This window comes from Paenibacillus sp. YIM B09110, assembly GCF_037167145.1.
Classification (GTDB): domain Bacteria; phylum Bacillota; class Bacilli; order Paenibacillales; family Paenibacillaceae; genus Pristimantibacillus.
Window position 1 is genome coordinate 108,916 of record NZ_JBANSP010000014.1, and the last position, 17,541, is coordinate 126,456.

At 47.5% G+C, this 17,541-nt stretch carries 12 protein-coding genes; all 12 read right to left on the reverse strand.

All coding sequences use genetic code 11. The features are described 5' to 3' along the window. Nucleotides 1-26: 26 nt before the first annotated feature. Nucleotides 27-1,136 carry a Gfo/Idh/MocA family protein gene (locus V8F51_RS20030; protein ID WP_337102183.1) on the reverse strand — a complete coding sequence of 370 codons (1,110 nt, stop codon included), beginning with the start codon at nt 1,134-1,136 and terminating at the stop codon, nt 27-29. A gap of 19 nt (nt 1,137-1,155) precedes the next feature. Then, nucleotides 1,156-2,040, reverse strand: coding sequence for a carbohydrate ABC transporter permease (locus tag V8F51_RS20035; protein ID WP_337102184.1), 885 nt, complete (start codon nt 2,038-2,040; stop codon nt 1,156-1,158). Nucleotides 2,041-2,058: 18 nt separating this feature from the next. Continuing rightward, complete coding sequence (locus V8F51_RS20040) at nt 2,059-2,982, reverse strand: ABC transporter permease (protein WP_337102233.1); 924 nt, start codon at nt 2,980-2,982, stop codon at nt 2,059-2,061. A 134-nt stretch (nt 2,983-3,116) separates the two neighbouring features. After that, entirely contained in the window at nt 3,117-4,805 is a 1,689-nt protein-coding gene (locus tag V8F51_RS20045; protein WP_337102185.1) for an extracellular solute-binding protein, read from the reverse strand. Between the two features lie 283 nt (nt 4,806-5,088). After that, nucleotides 5,089-6,798 (reverse strand): extracellular solute-binding protein, encoded by a 1,710-nt coding sequence (locus V8F51_RS20050; RefSeq protein WP_337102187.1) that lies wholly within the window; start codon nt 6,796-6,798, stop codon nt 5,089-5,091. Between the two features lie 35 nt (nt 6,799-6,833). Beyond that, nucleotides 6,834-8,444 (reverse strand): response regulator transcription factor, encoded by a 1,611-nt coding sequence (locus V8F51_RS20055; protein ID WP_337102189.1) that lies wholly within the window; start codon nt 8,442-8,444, stop codon nt 6,834-6,836. Next, a complete protein-coding gene (locus V8F51_RS20060; RefSeq protein WP_337102190.1) occupies nt 8,441-10,192 on the reverse strand; it encodes a sensor histidine kinase in 1,752 nt (583 codons plus the stop codon). The genes V8F51_RS20055 and V8F51_RS20060 overlap by 4 nt, the downstream gene beginning before the upstream one ends. A 165-nt stretch (nt 10,193-10,357) precedes the next feature. Next, nucleotides 10,358-11,347, reverse strand: a complete 990-nt coding sequence (locus V8F51_RS20065) for an AraC family transcriptional regulator (RefSeq protein WP_337102191.1) — start codon at nt 11,345-11,347, stop codon at nt 10,358-10,360. Between the two features lie 22 nt (nt 11,348-11,369). Then, on the reverse strand, nt 11,370-12,941 hold the full coding sequence (locus tag V8F51_RS20070; RefSeq protein WP_337102192.1) for a response regulator transcription factor: 1,572 nt from the start codon (nt 12,939-12,941) through the stop codon (nt 11,370-11,372). 25 nt (nt 12,942-12,966) lie between these two features. After that, on the reverse strand, nt 12,967-14,829 hold the full coding sequence (locus V8F51_RS20075) for a sensor histidine kinase (RefSeq protein ID WP_337102193.1): 1,863 nt from the start codon (nt 14,827-14,829) through the stop codon (nt 12,967-12,969). A gap of 84 nt (nt 14,830-14,913) precedes the next feature. Next, the gene (locus tag V8F51_RS20080; RefSeq protein ID WP_337102194.1) at nt 14,914-16,575 is read right to left on the reverse strand and encodes an extracellular solute-binding protein; all 1,662 of its coding nucleotides are present in this window, start codon (nt 16,573-16,575) and stop codon (nt 14,914-14,916) included. Nucleotides 16,576-16,652: 77 nt separating this feature from the next. Beyond that, nucleotides 16,653-17,537 carry a carbohydrate ABC transporter permease gene (locus tag V8F51_RS20085; protein WP_337102195.1) on the reverse strand — a complete coding sequence of 295 codons (885 nt, stop codon included), beginning with the start codon at nt 17,535-17,537 and terminating at the stop codon, nt 16,653-16,655. Between the last annotated feature and the right edge of the window lie 4 nt (nt 17,538-17,541).

Genomic DNA, 17,541 nt, shown 5'->3' on the forward strand with positions numbered 1-17,541 from the left:
CCTTCTCATTTGATGTGATTCCAGAATCAGTCATTCAGCAAATTGTATTTTAACCCCATCGGCAGTGCCGCTGGCCGCTCGCACTGGGCAATAATCGGGATATGCCTATCCGTTAGAGATGATTCAATGATGCCAAGCTTAATATCTAGAACATGACGGGCCAATTCGCCACTCGCTCTGTGGGGTCTGCCTGATTGAATCGCATGAGCCATATCCGCCAGTCCTAGGCCGCGGCTGTTGTCGGCGAATCCATGCGAATACGGAATTTCCCTGATTTCTCCATTTGGTTGTAAAAGGCGTATCGCGCCATCAAAGTTATTCGGATCCGGAACGTACAGAACGCCTTCCGTACCATATATCTCAAGTCTTGGCGTGTAACCGAAGCTCTCCTTGGCAGCCTGCATCGTTGCTATCGCTCCACTCTCGAATTGGAGCGTGGAGGTCGTATTCATCGGCGCTTCAACGGGAACCGTCGTCCCGTAATGCGGCGACCTCGGATTCGTAACCACAAGCTCCTTGCGGACATTCGTTGCGAAGCCGGAAACTTTGGCGACAGGTCCGAGGAGAGCTACCATCGCTGTGAAATAATAAGGTGTCATGTCAAATAAAGGATCCCAGCCCAGCCTCATCAGCGCCGGAAGATTGGGGTGATTGCCGTCCCACACATGTCCCATCATAATTAAGCCGCTAGCGGCATAAGGCGTTCCGATCCAGCCGTCATCGATGATTTTCCGACAAGTCTGCAATCCGCCGCCTAGGAAGGTGTCAGGCGCCGAACCTACGCGCAAACCGTTCGCTTTAGCGGTCGACAGGACAAGATCGGCATCTTCCCTCGTTAAAGCGAACGGTTTCTCTGCATAGACATGCTTGCCTGCACCGAGAATCTTCAAATTCACCTCGGTATGCGCATGCGGTGCGGTTAGATTAAGAACGATCTCGATCTCGGGATCGGCTAGCAGCTCATCGACCGTGTATACCTTTTTTATACCGAACTCCTCTGCCCGCCGACTTGCGAGTTCGGGCACAAGATCGGCAACTGCCGTCATCTCGAGGACATCGAACCTTTTCGTGCAATTCTCCAAATAAATGCCGCTGATCATGCCGCAGCCGATGAGCCCTACTTTTACTTTCCGCATTATCTTCATCCCCATCTGATTATTCCTTCACGCTGCCGAGCACTATCCCCTTGATGAAAAACCGCTGTAGGAAAGGATAGATCAGCAGGATAGGCAGCGCTCCCAAAAAAATCTGCGCCGCTTTGAAGGTACGATTATTGATCTCTGACAGCATATCCAGATCCTGCGATGCGATATCGCTTAGATCTTGCTGAACCACGATTGTCTGCAAATAGCTTTGAAGCGGATAATGCTCAGGCCTGTTCATGAATATCAAACCGTCAAACCATGAGTTCCAATGATTGACGGTTGCAAACAACATAATGGTGGCCAATGCCGGCATCGACAAGGGCACGAAGATTTTCCACAGAGTAGCCCACTGTCCCGCTCCGTCGATGAAAGCCGCCTCTTCAAGCTCTTTCGGCAGGCTTCTAAAGAAGTTCAATAGCAAAATAATATTAAAAACAGGCACCGCGCTCGGGAGAACCAGCGCCCAGATCGTATCCATGATCCCGGTATACTTGACGGTCATGTAGATCGGAATCAGACCGCCGTTGAACAAGATGGTCACGACAAACAACCAAGCGTACAGCGTTCGATATGGAAAGGAACGAACTTCCTTCGAGAGAGGGTATGCCACGAGAATCGTCAGCAGCATATTGACGATAACCCCAATGCCTACGCGCTTCAATGTCACCTGGATCGAAGCAAGAAATTCGCCTCTGCTGAGCACATATTCATAAGATGCCGTTGTGAAACCGACAGGCCACAAGTTGACTAAACCGCCAGCGGCCGCTTCACTTGAACTGAAGGAGACAGCCAGCACATGGATCAGGGGAAATAAGCACAGCAAGGAAATCAAAATCAAGAATACATAATTAAAAGCGGTAAAGGCTGATCGGCCTAAAGATCGTTGTTCTACCACCGTCCTTCACTCCTTTCTCTAAAAAATGCGATAGTTAGCTAACCGATAGGCAAGAAAATAAGAAATGAGAATAAAGCTGAGAGAAACGATTGATTTGAATAAGCCTACGGCAGTAGCTACTGAATACTGCGCGTCAACGAGGCCGATCCGATAGACGAACGTATCGATAATGTCACCTGACTCATAGACTTGCGGACTATAAAGATTGAATACCTGGTCAAAGCCGGCATTCAGCACGTTACCTAGACTTAATACCGAGAGCAATACGATAATCGGCGTGATGCCTGGAAGAGTCACATGCCAAGTCTGCTTCCATCGACCGGCGCCGTCCACGATTGCCGCCTCATAAAGGGATGGGTTAATGCCGGTGAGAGCAGCCAAATATACGATTGTGTTGTAGCCGAATTCCTTCCATACATCCGTGGAAACCAGAACGAACCGGAACCAGCTGTTGTCTCCAAGGAAAAAAACAGGATCAAACCCCAGCATCGATATAAACTGATTTACGATACCAGTAGATGGTGATAGCACATCGATTAGAATACCGCCTAGCAGAATCCATGAGAGGAAATGCGGTAAGTAGATAAGCGTTTGAAAGCTTCTCTTGAACGCTTCCTTCCGAATTTCATTAAGAAGAAGCGCAATCGTGACCGGCACCACTAGGTTGCTTACGATTTTCATAAAAGAAATGATGATCGTGTTATTGAGCACTCTGTACGAATCCGGCATTGCCATCACATATCGAAAGTTGTCCCAGCCGATCCACTCCGATCCGCCGATTCCGCGGGCTGGAATGAACTTCTGAAAAGCGATCATGATGCCGAGCATCGGACCATAGCTATAAATGATGATAAGAATCAGCGCAGGAAGAATCATTAGATGCAGAGGCAACTGCGGCACCCGATTTTTTCCCCAAAGCGCTTTTTTCCCCTTCAGAGGCATGTTGTTATTTCCATTTATCACCCGTTCACTCACTTAAAGCCTCCTCCTTACCTTGCTGAGATATTTCCTGGACGAACAGCGGGAAAGGTCAGGCGGATGCCCAGCTCCTTTCCCGTCTGATTTCCGCCCACGAATTACTTCGTCTTAGACCACTCGTTCACTTCCTGGGTCATGGCATCTCCGCCAAGATTCTTCCAATCGCTTACGAATTTGTCGAAATTGTCGATGGAGCCGTCTATGATGATCTTCGTAAATACTTCCAGTTCCATCTTCTTAAGCGTTTCGCTCCGCTCTGACATCGTTGGCGTGTTGATGCCGTAAAATTCACTAGGCTTCATAAGATCGCCATGGACATACTGCGCTATAACTTCAAAGGAACCCTTCGGACCGAATACTTTATCGTAACCCCAAGCATTCGCATCGCCCGTCCCCTCTGCCATCGCAAGACTGTTTTTATAGGCATCCATCTCCTCCGGATTGAGCCCGGCCGGATCCTTTTTCTCCAAAGCACTGACAATCCGTTCATGAATGCCGAGATTTTTGTTAGGAGGGCCCACAGGGAAGGGGAAGTACGGCCATACTTCAATGCCATCCACCTTGGAATGTTTCTCCCAATCTTCCGTCGGCGTGTCCGGACCGAATTGCAGCTCGGCAAACAAGTTGACCATCTTGAACAGCGCTTCCGGGTTCTTCGCATCTTTGCTAACCGCATAATAGGAACCTACGGCAAGACCAGGAACCTGTGGATTCGCTGCTTTGCCATCCACAGATGCCAGCGGATAAGCTTGCCAATCAGCATTCGGATCATTCGCGCGATTATCCTTAAGAGAAGAAAGCGACAGCCACATCGGACCATACGTCATCCCAAGTTTCCCTGAGACCGCCAGCTCGCCTTCCTTCGCTTCGTCCTTGACTCCGAATTCTTTATCAATCTGACCGTTCTTGTACATCTCATGAAGCGCGGCAAGCGCTGTCTTCATCTCCGGTTGTACGCTGCCGAACACAAGCGTTCCGTCAGATGCCTTAACCCACTGCTGCGGGTATGCGTGATAGCTGTTAAAGAAACCTTCCAAAGAGCCAAAAGCTCCGTATAAATTTTTCATAAGCGCAAGTCCGTACGTATCGTTTTTGCCGTTACCGTCCGGATCGTTCTTCGTAAATGCTTCCGAGATAGCCAGAATGTCAGCCGCCGATTTGGGCTCAGGAATACTAAGCTTATCGAGCCAATCCTTGCGGATCCATACAACCGGCGCCGCATCGATCGTGGAGCCCGGACTTGGAAAGGCCATAAGCTTGCCATCAAACGTTCCTGAGGCGATTGCGTTCGTTGCATCATCCATGAAGCCCTTCAACAGCGGAGATGTATGCTTGTCGTATAATGACGTCAAGTCCATCAGTTCTCCTGCTTCCACCAATTGCTTCAATTGCGTTGCATTGACTGCGAAGATATCCGGCAGATCGCCCGACGCGATCGTGACGTTCATCTTCTCGTTTCCTTGGTCGGTCTTCACGATCCAATTGTTTTTGAGCTTGATGCCAAGTCTTTCCTCAAGCGTGCGCGTCCATTGGTTGTTCTCTAAGTCTTCGCCCTCGGCGAACTTCAAATCGCCGATGACGCGCACGGTCGAAATCTCAACGGCTGGATCGTATTTACCCAAGTAAGGGTCGGTATCGGCCGTCTCTCCCGCGTTCGCCGCTTTGTTGCTCTCAGCGGGCGTATTAGCTCCTTTGTTAGAATTGTTCTCGGTATTGCCGCAAGCGGCAACAGCCAAGCTCAGACATACTAACGCAATAGCCAGTGATGTTCTTCTCTTTTGGAACATGATTTTGTCCTCCCTTTTGTCCAATTCCTTGGTACGTCTTTAGTATAGATTGCTTATAAATGGCCGTATATTTCACTTCCTTTGGAATCCTTCTCTTCTGTTTGTGAACTAGTCCTTCGAGTCTTTGTTCTAGCCGATCGTGAATGGATTTCATACAGGCTAATATGGCTAAATTGGCGAAAACGAGCCAACGACATTGGAATATCCTGTTTTACACACAAAGGACCTCAACACTTCCGCTGCAAAGCGGGGGCTGAGGTCCTTCTCTTGGGACAGTACTAACCTATGGTGTTGATTCAAACCAATCATTCACTTCCCTTGTGATTTGTTCGCCGCCAATCTGCTTCCAGTCCGCCACGAACTTGTCAAAGTCACTAATCGGATTGCCCATTATAACCTTTGTAACCATTTCTATCTCCATCTTTCTCAAGGTCTCTAGCTTCTCCGACATCGTCGGCGTGGCAATACCATAGAACTCCCCTGGCTTCAGCAGCTTCCGTTCTAGGTAATGGTTAATAACGGCCTGGGACCCTCCACGCCCGAACACTTTGTCGTAAGCCCAATCATCTACCGTATAGTTGCCGGATTCCACTGCTATGCTTCTCTTGTAAGCATCGGCTTCCTCCGGATTCAATAATGACGGATCACCGCTTTCCAAAGCGGCAACGACGTTCTCATGGACGCTTACGTTCTTGTCTACTGGACCTACCGGGAAGGGAAAATAACGCCAGATCTCAATGCCGTTCATTTTGGAATGTTTCTGCCAGTCCGCAGTCGAAGTCTCGGAACCGAATTGCAATTCCGCGAATAAGTTTATCATCTTGAAGAGCGCTTCCGGATGTTCGGCATCCTTGTTGACCGCATAGAAGAACCGGTCTACGCCGCTACCAGGGATTTGAACCCTTGCAGGGTCGTTATCCGCCGATACAATCGGGTATGCATGCCAATCAGCAGCCCCCGAATCGTCATTTTTCCTGTCTTTAAGGTAATTGCTGAGCGGGACCCAATGGGCTCCGTAGGTGATGCCGATTCGCCCTGTGCTGGTCATTATCCCTTCCTGCACCTCATCTTTTACGGCAAATTCAGGGTCGAGCTGTCCGCTCCGGTACAACTCTTGGAGCTTGGTCAACGCCGCTTTCATTTCCGGTTGGATGCTCCCGAACACAAGCCGTCCGGATATATCCCGAATCCATTGCTGGGGATAAGCATGATAGCCGTTGAAAAAACCTTCAAGCGTGCCGAAGTACCCGTTGCTGAAGGCGGATCCATACAGGTTCATCGTTACGGCAAGCCCGTATGTATCCGATATGCCGTTGCCGTCGGGATCCTTGTTCGTAAATGCTTCCGATATCCGAAGCAGGTCATCCATCGACTCCGGCTCAGGCAATTGAAGCTTAGTTAACCAATCCTTGCGAATCCATAGGATCGATGACCCGTCGATCGTGGATACAGGCCTCGGCACGCCGAGCAGACGTCCGCCAATTACCGCTGATGCCTTATCATTCATGGCTTTGTCTACCATTTCCTTTACTTGCGGCGAAGCATATTGCTCGTACAGTTCGGTCAAGTCCATCAATTGGTCTGAATCTGCCAGCTGTTTCAGTTGGGTGGCGGTGACGGGAAAAAAATCCGGCAATTCACCGGTTGCGATACTTACATTCATTTTCTGCTCGCCTGGTCCACCTGGCAAGTCACCCTTTACAATCCACTGATTGCGTACTCGAATGCCCAGCTTCTCCATTAACGTTCGCGTCCACTGATTGTTGTCCATATCCTCATCGCCAGCGAATTTGACATTGTCATCAATGATCCTGAACGTGGATATTTCGATCGGGGGATCGTATTTGCCCAGATACGGGTTCAATTCCGTCATCTCGTTCGGACTGCCGGTATTGATGCCGTTATCCCCACTAACTCCAGAACAAGCAGCTAAGCCGAGCTGAATGCTTACAACAGCAATTACCAACATATACCTAGCAAATTCATGGCGCATGACAGCCGGCCTCCTCCCACTGCGTTACGTCCTAGTTAATTCCTATATTCCTGCGGCGTCATACCGACATGCTTCTTGAAGTAACGCGTGAAATAACCCGCCGTTCCATAGCCTACAGCTGCTGCGATTTCATGAATCTTGAGCGGCGAATGGGTCAGCAGCTCCTTCGCCTTGCCTACCCTGAGTTCCGCGATGTAGTCGGAGATATTCATTCCCGTAAATTGCTTATACAAGCTAGATAAGTATGAGGCATTCATATAGGCTTGATCGGCTAATACGTCGAGCGACAGATCCTCGGACAGATGCTCCCTAATATAAGCGTTCAGCTTGCCTATGACGCGATGCGTCCGATCATCGAGCACATTCCGCTTCTGCTCGAACAGCTCCGCAGCCGTTTCCTTGAGCACAAGCACAGCCTGCTCCTTCGTCCTGTGACCAGTCAGATACAGCAGCCTGTCGATTGAATCGGCGGAGACCGGACTCCCGCCAAGCTCTAGCTTGTTAATCTGGCCGAGGAGCAGCGAAACAATGCTGTAGTAGATTTGGGCATAGATGTTGAATATGTTCGGCAGCTTATGAAACAGTTCCGTTACATACTGATTGAACTCTGCTTCGGAATTCGCTTCCAGATATCGTTCCAGTTCAGCTGCATTACGTCTGTACACATCAGAATTCGCACCGGCAGGCTCCTCTTCACAGGACGCAATCAACATCTCCTCCCCGCTGCCTATACCTAGCACCATCGTTTGCCCGATCCTGCTATAAGACGTGCCGATCTCATCCCATGCAGAAGGCTTGCCTGTGCATACCAACGAGATCGTAACCTTCAGAAGCGATCGACAGGTTGCCTGAATGCTCTCCAGCGCGCTTAGCACATAAGCCGTTGTATCCGACCAAAAATCAAGTTCCTCCCCCATACCCTGCTCCGTGTTCGGCTGGAGGAGCCATACGAATTCGGAACCTTCCAATATAATCGTTAATAGCGGTAAGCGCTCCAAATACTCTTCCGCTATATTTTGGATGGCATACAGCAATAGCGCCTGATTGGCGAGGCCGTCTCCCTCCCCCCACCGGTCCACTCGGCCGCCCACAAGCAGTACCTTCTCCTGAAGCGTTAAATGTACGTTAAGCTCCTCGAATTTCCGTTCGCTCAGATTGGAGGATCTGGTTCTCATATCGAGCAAATCCATGAACCATTCCTTACGCAGCACCGGTATGGTCTGGCTCAATTGCTGTCTCGCCTTCAACAGGAATTGGTCACTCTGCTCTTCTTCTTCGAGCATAGCCATTGCCCCTCTGATGCTCTTGACGATAGCCTCGTCGCCTTCCGTTTTCAAAATATAATCCATGCTTCCGCCACGGATCGCTTGCTGGGCATATTGGATATCACCGTGTCCGGTCAAAAAAATCACTTTGCAGCGAGGCCAACGTTTCGATACCCATCGCTGGAGCTCCAGACCGTCCATGCCGGGCATGCGGATATCGCTCAGAACGATGTCCACCTTCGTTCGAATCATCCGGTCAATCGCTCCATCAGCCGAATAAGCCGTGTATAGTTCAAGCTCCAAATCTTCCATCTCCGATAACATCACCTGCAGGCCGTCTACCGTATACGGCTCATCATCGACAATGAGCAGCTTCTTCATGATCGTTCCTCCCCAAGCGGTATAATCAATTCTGCCTTCATGCCGCCTTGCCCGCCTCTGCTGATCCGGAGACCAGCTCGTTCCCCATATCGGATTCGAAGCCGCCTGTGCACGTTCAGTAAGCCAGTATTCTCGATGTCTGCACCAGAGTTCAGCATCGTCTTAAGCATGCCAAGCTTTTCCTCAGTAAGTTCGTCACCGTTGTCTTCTACGGTGATCATTAACTCCTTTGCGCTTAGGACAGTCGTGACCCGAAGCCATGCATTGCGCTTCTTTTGCTCAAGAGCATACTTGTACGCATTCTCGATAATGGGCTGTATGATCAGGCGCGGCACCGGAATTCCAATGGCTTCCGCAGGCATCTCCCCGAACTCTGCTTGAATCCGGTCTGCGAACCGGATCGTCTGAATATCCATATAGGTTTTCGCATGCCTCGCTTCCAGCTCATATGGCACTTCTTCCGCTCCGTCACGCGTAATGTATTGGAAATACTCGCCCAGATGTTTGGAAAGCAGGATTATATTTTCGTTATCCTTGAGCATGGCCATTCGATACAGAAGGAAATAGGTATTGTACAAGAAGTGAGGATTGATCTGAGATTGAAGATGCTTAAGCTCCGAGGTTCGCGCCCTGTATTGCTGCTCGTACACTTCATGGACGAGTACGTCAAGCTGCCGAATCGTCGCATTGAGCTGGTCATATAGATAGCCGAATTCATCCTTGAAGAAATACTTAACGGTAAAGTTGAAATTGCCTTGCTCAAGCTTGCGAAAGGCTTGAATCAACGTCTTTAGCGGCTGATGAATCATCCTATATATGCTGTAAGAGAATACCAATACTAATATGGCGGAAACAACCGACAATATCACGAGCCACTTCCGGTAATCCTGCAGGGGCTTGTCGATATCTTTGGAGGGAACGAACATACTCATAATTAGTCCCATCCGTTCTGAACTCTGTTGGACCACCATATAGGTCTCATTGCCGATCCGTGCGGTTTGCTCCGAATTACCCGAGTTCGTTCCTTTGCTTATCCTATCCATATGAGCTAAGAACAGCTCCCGCTTATTCGCCTCTAATGCGCCGGCAATCGCCCATTCCGTTCCCGTACCCGAGAGCACGGCACCTCCGCCCGTATTCGTAAACCGCCCAAGGGCGGACGTTAGTTCAGAACGAGACACTTGGACAGCCAGAACAAACATGGGCTCGCGTCCCGTATTGACATCAGGATAGGGGATACTGAGGAATATGCGGTTATCAATCAAAATGAACGGCGAACCGTAAAGGTTCTTATTTATCCGTAATGCTTCGAATTCCGCATGGTCAAAGGACGTCACGGCATTGACGTTGGCAGCAACCGTCCGATCGATTGCAGGTATCATCGCTTGGGCGTTTTCCACGAATCGGCTGGATTGCTTCAGCAGATCAAGCCGTTTCTTAAGACGAAGAATCGATTCGGTACGCTCGATATCCGACATGATGGTTGCCGACGTGCTCAGCTTGAGCAAGTCATCGTCATTGACATAATCCTGCATCAGCCGGATCGTGCTTTCAAAGTCCGTGTCCAAAATTTCCATATAGAGGTTCACCCTGGATTTGAGCGAATTCGTTATTTCATCCTTGACATGACCTGTCCCGGTCTCATTCATTTGAAGCCCGATATAATAGATCGGACTCAGAACTAGCAAAAATGTTATGACCAGCTTCGGATAGATTCGCAGCGATTTCAATTTCTTGGCGAGCTCCACGATGAGGCTTCCTCCTAAAGGACTTCATGTTTAGGGCAAATATAACCGGGAACAGCTCTGCCGTACATATCACTTTTTTTGGATTACTTCTCTTTTCTTTGGGGAGTAGGTGGATATACCCAGCTTTAATGTATGCGTTTTCAAATTATAACGTAATTGATATCCTCAGACTTCCATGGATTTGCGATAACTCCTTGGGGTTTGTCCATAATACGCCTTGAATTTCCGATAAAAAAAACCAGGCGTTTCATAACCGATTTCGTAAGCAATCTCGTCTATGCTTTTCCGGGAATGCTTTAACAAATGGACGGCCTGCAGCATACGCTGGGTTTGTACCAAAGATAGGAAGGTTTGCCCCGTCCGTTCCTTCAACATATTCCCTAAGTAATTCGCATTAAATCCAAAGGCATCGGCTAAACCCGTTAATGTGCAATCCCGATAGTTCTGTTCGATATAGCGCAGGATATCTATAATGCTAGCCTTGCCGTTCGTGAGCTGAAGCTCGAAATTTTTATCCGTTCGGTATACTCGCATCAGCTCGGTAAAAATCAAAGGAATATAGTAACCTACCATGTCCATGGACAATTCATCGGTATCAAAATATTCGCACATCATATTCCGAATCAGATTATGCAAATGATGCTGATTTTCCGAGTGGAACAAAACAAAGCGATCGTGACTCTGATCCTCGGACAATGCGTTGGATAGAAAACTGGATACAATTCCGGTACGATTCAACCGGCTTAATAGGCCAGACATTAGAGAATCCCTTTTCATGATAATATTGATAAGGATATCATCTTCACCCAGGGGATAGATGCGATGAAGAACATCCTTATCCAGCATGCATACTTGACCCTGCTTGATATGAACCGAGGTCCCGTTAATCTCCTGTTCGCACTCTCCGGAGTACATGTAATTGAGTTCGATAAACGTATGATTATGCAATGGCATCGGAGCAAATCGATGATGTTTGCTAATAAAAATCGATCCTTGGTCAAAAAAATAGTCCTCTTGCATGCGGAAGACGGAACCTCCGTTTTCCGGCTTTAACTCATTTCCATCGAAGTCATTGACATTGGCACGGGTAATCGACTGTATTTGCTCGATGGGATCGAGCTGCCTCAAGTAGTGATCCAATTGCAAATGATCCATGCTCTCACCTCGCCTCTTATCCTTACTTTCCATCCATCAATATCTTCTTCTGGTTACGATATTCCAAAGGGCTAACGCCCTCTATTTCCTTAAATACGCGATTGAAATTTTTAGTATTCTCGAAGCCGACTTGGGCAGCGATTTCATATATTTTGTCGTTCGTCGTTTCCAGCAGCTGCTTCGCTTTGCCGATACGGTATTTCTTGAGGTAGTTGACGAAGTTTTCGCCTGTATACTCTCGGAAAGCTTGGCTGAAATAATAGTAATTGAAAGAAACCATATTCGATATAATCGTCATATTGATGTTTTTATAATAGTTGTCATGGATATATTGCAGCGCTTCTTTCATTTCCTTGTGATCGATTTTCGCGGATTTAAGCGTTTTTATATAATCGTTGACCAGCATAAGCAGTCCTTCCACTTCGCGGACGTAATCTTGGAAATAAACAAAGTTATATAGATCCCCCACCGCTTTGTATCGTTTCAATATCTCGACGGATTCTTTGCCGTAAAGATGGAAGACGTGGTCGAATACCAATTCGTTCAGCTGTCGGCTAACGCCTTCCAGATAAACAATATCATACACATCGATCACATCAATATCGAGCACCTCGTGAAGGAGCTTGGACAATTCCTTTTCCCGCCCCGCGCCAAGCATATTCGCGATCATTTTTATTTTATCGACGGGAACTTCAAATTGGCGTTCTTTGTGTTGAATGTCTTCGAACAGCACCATGCCGGGGGTTGAACGAAGCAAGCTGTATTTCATGGAATGAGACGCCTCTTCGTACGCGGCTTGAATGCTCTCTATCTTGGAATGGGGCCCGCTCATCGCAAGCATATAATCGAATTCGGCCGTCAAAGAAATGGAAAGAATAAGACTCTCGCAGGGATGTATTCCCTCAGTGAGGATAACGGCGCGTCCATTCCGGTCGAAGAAACGAGCAAAGCGGAAGTCAAAGTCCGGCTTCGTTTTACCCAACAGCCCGTCCACTTGAGCTTGAAACACATGAGCCCCCATAGCCTTTATATCTCCCGCATACTTAACAATAACAACACGGAAACCGTTATCGAGCCAATCGAGTCCGAGCGGTGACAGCTTTCCCCTGACTTCTTCAGCGTCGAAGGCCGGTTCTGTACTATAAAAAAGAAGCTGGCTTTCAAGGTATGCTTCTCGTTGCTGCAAGGAAGCAGACAGAGCCTCCGTAACCCCTTCTCTGCGCAGCAAATCATCTTCCAATCGTTTAATGGCCATGCTTAGCTCTTCGCGAACGACTGGCTTCAATAAATATTCCTTCACATTATAGTGGATGGCTGCCTTGGCATACGAAAAATCGTCGTATCCGCTCACAATGACGATCACGGGTTTTCTCGGATCATCCTGAAGCTGCTTAATTAACTGGATACCGTCCATCTCCGGCATGCTAATATCGGTTAGCATCATATCGATGTCAGTCGTTCGAATCCATTCAAGCGCCTCAAGGCCGTCGGATGCCAAATAAATTTCGTAAACGTCCCTATACTCCCTCTGGATCATCGCCTTCAAGCCTAAACGAATATTTTTTTCATCATCAACGATAAGCAGCCTTCTCATGACTTAAAGTTCCCTCCCCTGTTCTTCATAAAGGCATCTTGATGATTACTTTCGTATAACTTCCCTGCTCGCTCTCGATTCGCAGCCCGTAATCGTAACCGTAATACATTTGAATGCGCTGATTCACGTTCCGGAGACCGATTCCGTTGCTTCCCTGTTTCAACATGGGATCTTCGCTGAATCTCGACTTAAACACGGCATCGTCTAAGAAGAGCTTCTCATGAAGGGAGCGAAGCTTATCTTCCGACATCCCGCTGCCGTTATCGGTCACCTCCACGTAGAACGACTCCTCGAGAACAAACGCGCGTATGTGCAGACGCAGCTCTCCTTGTTTGAGGAGATCGGAATTCATGCCATGTTTTAACGCGTTTTCAACGATGGGCTGCAAGGACATTTTCAATAATTCGTGATCCATATACCGGTCCGGTATATCAACCTCAAGCCGTAGTTTGTGGTCATAACGGATATTCATAATCGCGATATAGTGCTGGATATGCTGAATTTCATGTCGCAGTTGAACCCGGTCATCGGTCCACTTCAGGTTATAGCGCATGATGCTGCCAAGAGAGGTCAACGCATCCGATATCGTATACTGCTCCTCGATCTCCGCGAGCATCTTCAAGTTCTCCAGCGTGTTGTATAGAAAATGGGCATCTATTTGGTTGCGCAGCGATTGCAACTCTGCTTCCTTCGTGGCAGCTCCCTTGCTTACTGCTTCAACAATCAGTTCATTGATTTTCTTCAGCATCTGCCTGAAATGATGAGCGAGTTCTCCGACTTCATCGCCGCTAACGACCTGAACATCGACGTTGAAGTCGCCTTTCCTCACCTTTTTCATCGAATCGCGCAAAATATGAAGTTTTTTCAAAACGATAGACTGCATGAAAAACGTAGTAATAGCAAGCAAAACGAGCAATACGACAACGACCAAAATGACCGTGTTTCTCGTATGATCAATTTTTGAATAAGTGGTTTTCAGAGAGATCACATTGACCAGATCCACATTCAGTTTGTCGATATGACCGATTACGCATAAATAATCAGATCCCTCGTCCGAAAATAGGAAGGAAGAATGCCCCGCTTCTTGATTGTTTCTCCATTCAGCAATACGCTGATCGTCCTGTTCGAAGCCGAATAACGATGCCGTCATATTCGTATACAACTGGTTCTGCCCGTCCAATATAAAAAACCTTGATTGTCGATCTTGCGTATTGCTATAGGCTCTATTGAAAAAATCTTCAATCCTCATATCCACTTTAATCATTCCCAAATAACGCGAGGTAGGATAATGAATTTTTCGTATAAACGATACGTAAGAGCTGGATTGCTTGCTCTCCACAGGATTACGGTCCAAGACGTCTTTTTCGTCCATCAGTATTTCCCACACGACTGTTTCTTCTTCATCCATCGCCATTTTGTACCAAGGCCGCTCTGCAACCCTCGACTCTTTATAGATAATCGGCCATATTTCACTTACGTACTGGTTCCGTACAAAGAAGTGGATATTGGCCAGAATAGGATTGTTATATAAAACTCTTTGAAGGTAGGAATAGGAGGTCGACTCGAATGCCATCAATTCAGGGACGGACAACTCCGAATCGCTGCTCGCGTATTCGATTAATTGGTCGTCGGAAACCGTTAGTTGCGCCGTTCTTTCCATCAGATCCAATTTATTCGTTATGTCAAGCAGCTCTCTCTCCATTACGAAATTGTTTTCTTTGACGATGTCTTTGATCGTATTTCCATAGAACTCGCTAAACAAATAATTCGAAAGAATAATGACCGGAACGAGAATGATAAGAATATAGGCTCCAATCAGCTTTATCTGTATAGACAGGCTGTCAAACGAATGTTTCAGCTTATCTACGATGTCATGCACCCGCCTCATTACATATCTCCTCCATTCTTGGTCCATGCAAATTATAACATGAAGCAGCCGGAAACCTGGCGGTTTCCGGCGCTTCCAAGATCATTACTGACCAAGCTCTTCCATCTTCTTCTTATTCAACTCGAATTGCGTATTTTGATAGACTTCTACTTTTTCATAACCGGCATCCTTGCGGAAATTCAAATACTCGTTAAAGATTTTATCGAACTCGCTGTCTGTTTTTGCAAACAGCAGCTTCGGCAATGTTTTACCCCACTGTTGATTTATTTTATTCGAAATAATACCTTCCTCGGAGGTTCCCGTCGGATTAATGTTGTCGTAGAGACTGAAGCTTACCGTTTTCCCCTTTGTCCAATCCTCCACTTGTTTCCCAGGCTCGACTGCCGGAGGATCCCACTGCATTCTCATGTTCGTATCCATCAGCATCCAATATTGATAGCTAACGCCATACTTCTTCCCTGAAGCGGCTCCGTCTTTGTTCATCAACTCCACAACTTCGGGTTTCAATTGATCCTTGCCGTCGATCGTATCGTACGTAACGCCTTTTTCGCCTAGCGATGCGTCTTTTTGACCTTCCTCGCTGATCAAGTAAGTCAGAAATTGAATGGCTCTTTCTTTGTCTTTAACCTTCTTGGAGATCAAGGTTAACGTCCAGCCGCCGATTCCAGGCCCGGAAAGCGTTGGCTGATCTAGATTGGTATTTGCCGGTCCGTCTACAGCAATATATACGCTGTTAGGATCCTGCTGGTACAGGGTTGCATTTTGCGCCGACATGTCTGTCCGCTGGTACATCATAGAGAAGTAGCGTCCTTGCGCGATTTTCTCCTCCATTTGCGGGCGTTTGTCGATATAAATATCTTTGGCCATCAGTCCTAATTCATTTGCTTGTCTGAACGTTTTGAGCCATGCTACATAATCCGGATCCGTCGTGCGATCATAGATTTTGCCGTCCTTCTCTCTCGGCAACGCCAGGAAGTTCATCAGATGATCGCCCAATGCGTTATTGCCTGAATCCGTGAATTCTTGAAGCCCGAGCGGAATAAGAGGCTGTCCATTTACTTCCGGGAACTTCTCCTTTGCTGCCTTCAGCGCATTCAAGAACCCTTCCGGCGTTCTCATATCAGGGCTTCCTATCGCTTCATACATGTCTTTCTTTACGAGGAAGGTTTGAGCAGACGTGAAGTTCTCCCCGTATTTCTTGAAATCCTCGGAGGATGATGATGCATTAGGATAGCCGTATACTTTACCGTCGTTCTGCTTGAGCCATGCCAGCTTAGCCGGGTCCGCAACTTTATAGAAGTAAGAATCGTATTGATCTGCCAATTCGTTAATCGGGAGCACTAACTCCCCTTCGATCATTTTCTTGACCGCATCGTTGGATACGTCGATCGTAATGAAGTCTGGTAAGTCGCCGGAGGCGATCATCGTATTCAGCTTCTCGTTTTCATTACCCGGAGGAACGATGAAGTTGACGCTGACTCCCGTTTTCTTCGTAATGTATTGGCTAGTCAGGTCCTCGCCCCATTTGGCGCCGAACCAGGAGAAGTTGATGTACCAGTCGAAGGTTATTGGATCGATGTTGCTTTGCCAACCGGGTGAATTCGGATCTGACTTCGGTGTCTCGGAAGCCTCGTTAGTCGCCAGATTGTTATTGACGTTATTACCGTTGTTGGAGGAACAGGCAACGATAGTGAAGCAGAGCAGCAAAGCAAATGCGGCATACCATTTTTTACGAACATTTCTCATCTTACGGTCCCCTTATCAATTGTATTTTATATATCACAATCTTGCCGCTTGGCAAGACATGTAACCGCTTGTAACCGCTAGCCTTTCACTGAACCAATCATCATGCCTTGAACGAAATACTTTTGCAGGAAAGGATACACCACAACAATCGGCATCGTCGTAATGACCATCGTCGCGAGCTTGATCGATTGCGAGGTAACGGTTTTATTGACGATACCCGCATCCGCCGCCATCTGATTGGAGCTCGATTGCGCAATAATTCGGTATAAGTAAGTCTGAATAGGCTGCAAATCAGGGTTGTTAATATAAATCATGCCGGCAAAATAATCATTCCATTGGGACACGCCTTGGAACAATGCGATGGTGGCGAGCACCGGCATCGATACAGGCAGAACTACCCGAATGAAAATGGTGAAATCATTAGCCCCGTCTATTCTAGCCGCTTCCTCCAAAGAATCCGGAATTTCCCGGAAAAAGGTCATGAATATGATTAAGTTAAAGAAACTGAACAACGCAGGAATAATATAAACCCCGAAAGTGTCGAAAAGCCCCAAATCCCGAATGAGCAGAAAGGAAGGGATTAGACCTCCGCTAAAAAACAAAGTAATGGTGCCGATTACAAGATAAATGCGACCGCCAATCAAGTCTTTTTTGGATAAGGCATAGGCAACCATCGCGGTAAATAATACATGCGTAACGGTTCCGATAAGCGTTTTGGCTACCGTCACGAACATGGCCGTCATAATGCCCGAGTTATCGAATACCGCTTCATAATTTCCAAAGCTGAATATCCGCGGCCACCAATAGATGCCCCCTCGCATAGCATCGGTACCTTCATTGAAAGAATTGACCAACACGTACCAGATGGGATAGAGCGTCGCAAAACAAACGAGGAGCATCAGCAAAATATTAATAAAATCAAAGGTTTGTTCCCCATAGGTTTTTCGCTTTAAAGAAAACATACTG

Excerpts from the sequence above, each read along its gene's own strand:
- V8F51_RS20055 (WP_337102189.1), bottom strand. The coding sequence starts at position 8,444 with ATGAAGAAGCTGCTCATTGTCGATGATGAGCCGTATACGGTAGACGGC.
- V8F51_RS20065 (WP_337102191.1), bottom strand. The coding sequence starts at position 11,347 with ATGGATCATTTGCAATTGGATCACTACTTGAGGCAGCTCGATCCCATC.
- V8F51_RS20045 (WP_337102185.1), bottom strand. The coding sequence starts at position 4,805 with ATGTTCCAAAAGAGAAGAACATCACTGGCTATTGCGTTAGTATGTCTG.
- V8F51_RS20070 (WP_337102192.1), bottom strand. The coding sequence starts at position 12,941 with ATGAGAAGGCTGCTTATCGTTGATGATGAAAAAAATATTCGTTTAGGC.
- V8F51_RS20050 (WP_337102187.1), bottom strand. The coding sequence starts at position 6,798 with ATGCGCCATGAATTTGCTAGGTATATGTTGGTAATTGCTGTTGTAAGC.
- V8F51_RS20030 (WP_337102183.1), bottom strand. The coding sequence starts at position 1,136 with ATGCGGAAAGTAAAAGTAGGGCTCATCGGCTGCGGCATGATCAGCGGC.
- V8F51_RS20040 (WP_337102233.1), bottom strand. The coding sequence starts at position 2,982 with ATGCCTCTGAAGGGGAAAAAAGCGCTTTGGGGAAAAAATCGGGTGCCG.
- V8F51_RS20085 (WP_337102195.1), bottom strand. The coding sequence starts at position 17,537 with ATGTTTTCTTTAAAGCGAAAAACCTATGGGGAACAAACCTTTGATTTT.
- V8F51_RS20080 (WP_337102194.1), bottom strand. The coding sequence starts at position 16,575 with ATGAGAAATGTTCGTAAAAAATGGTATGCCGCATTTGCTTTGCTGCTC.
- V8F51_RS20075 (WP_337102193.1), bottom strand. The coding sequence starts at position 14,829 with ATGAGGCGGGTGCATGACATCGTAGATAAGCTGAAACATTCGTTTGAC.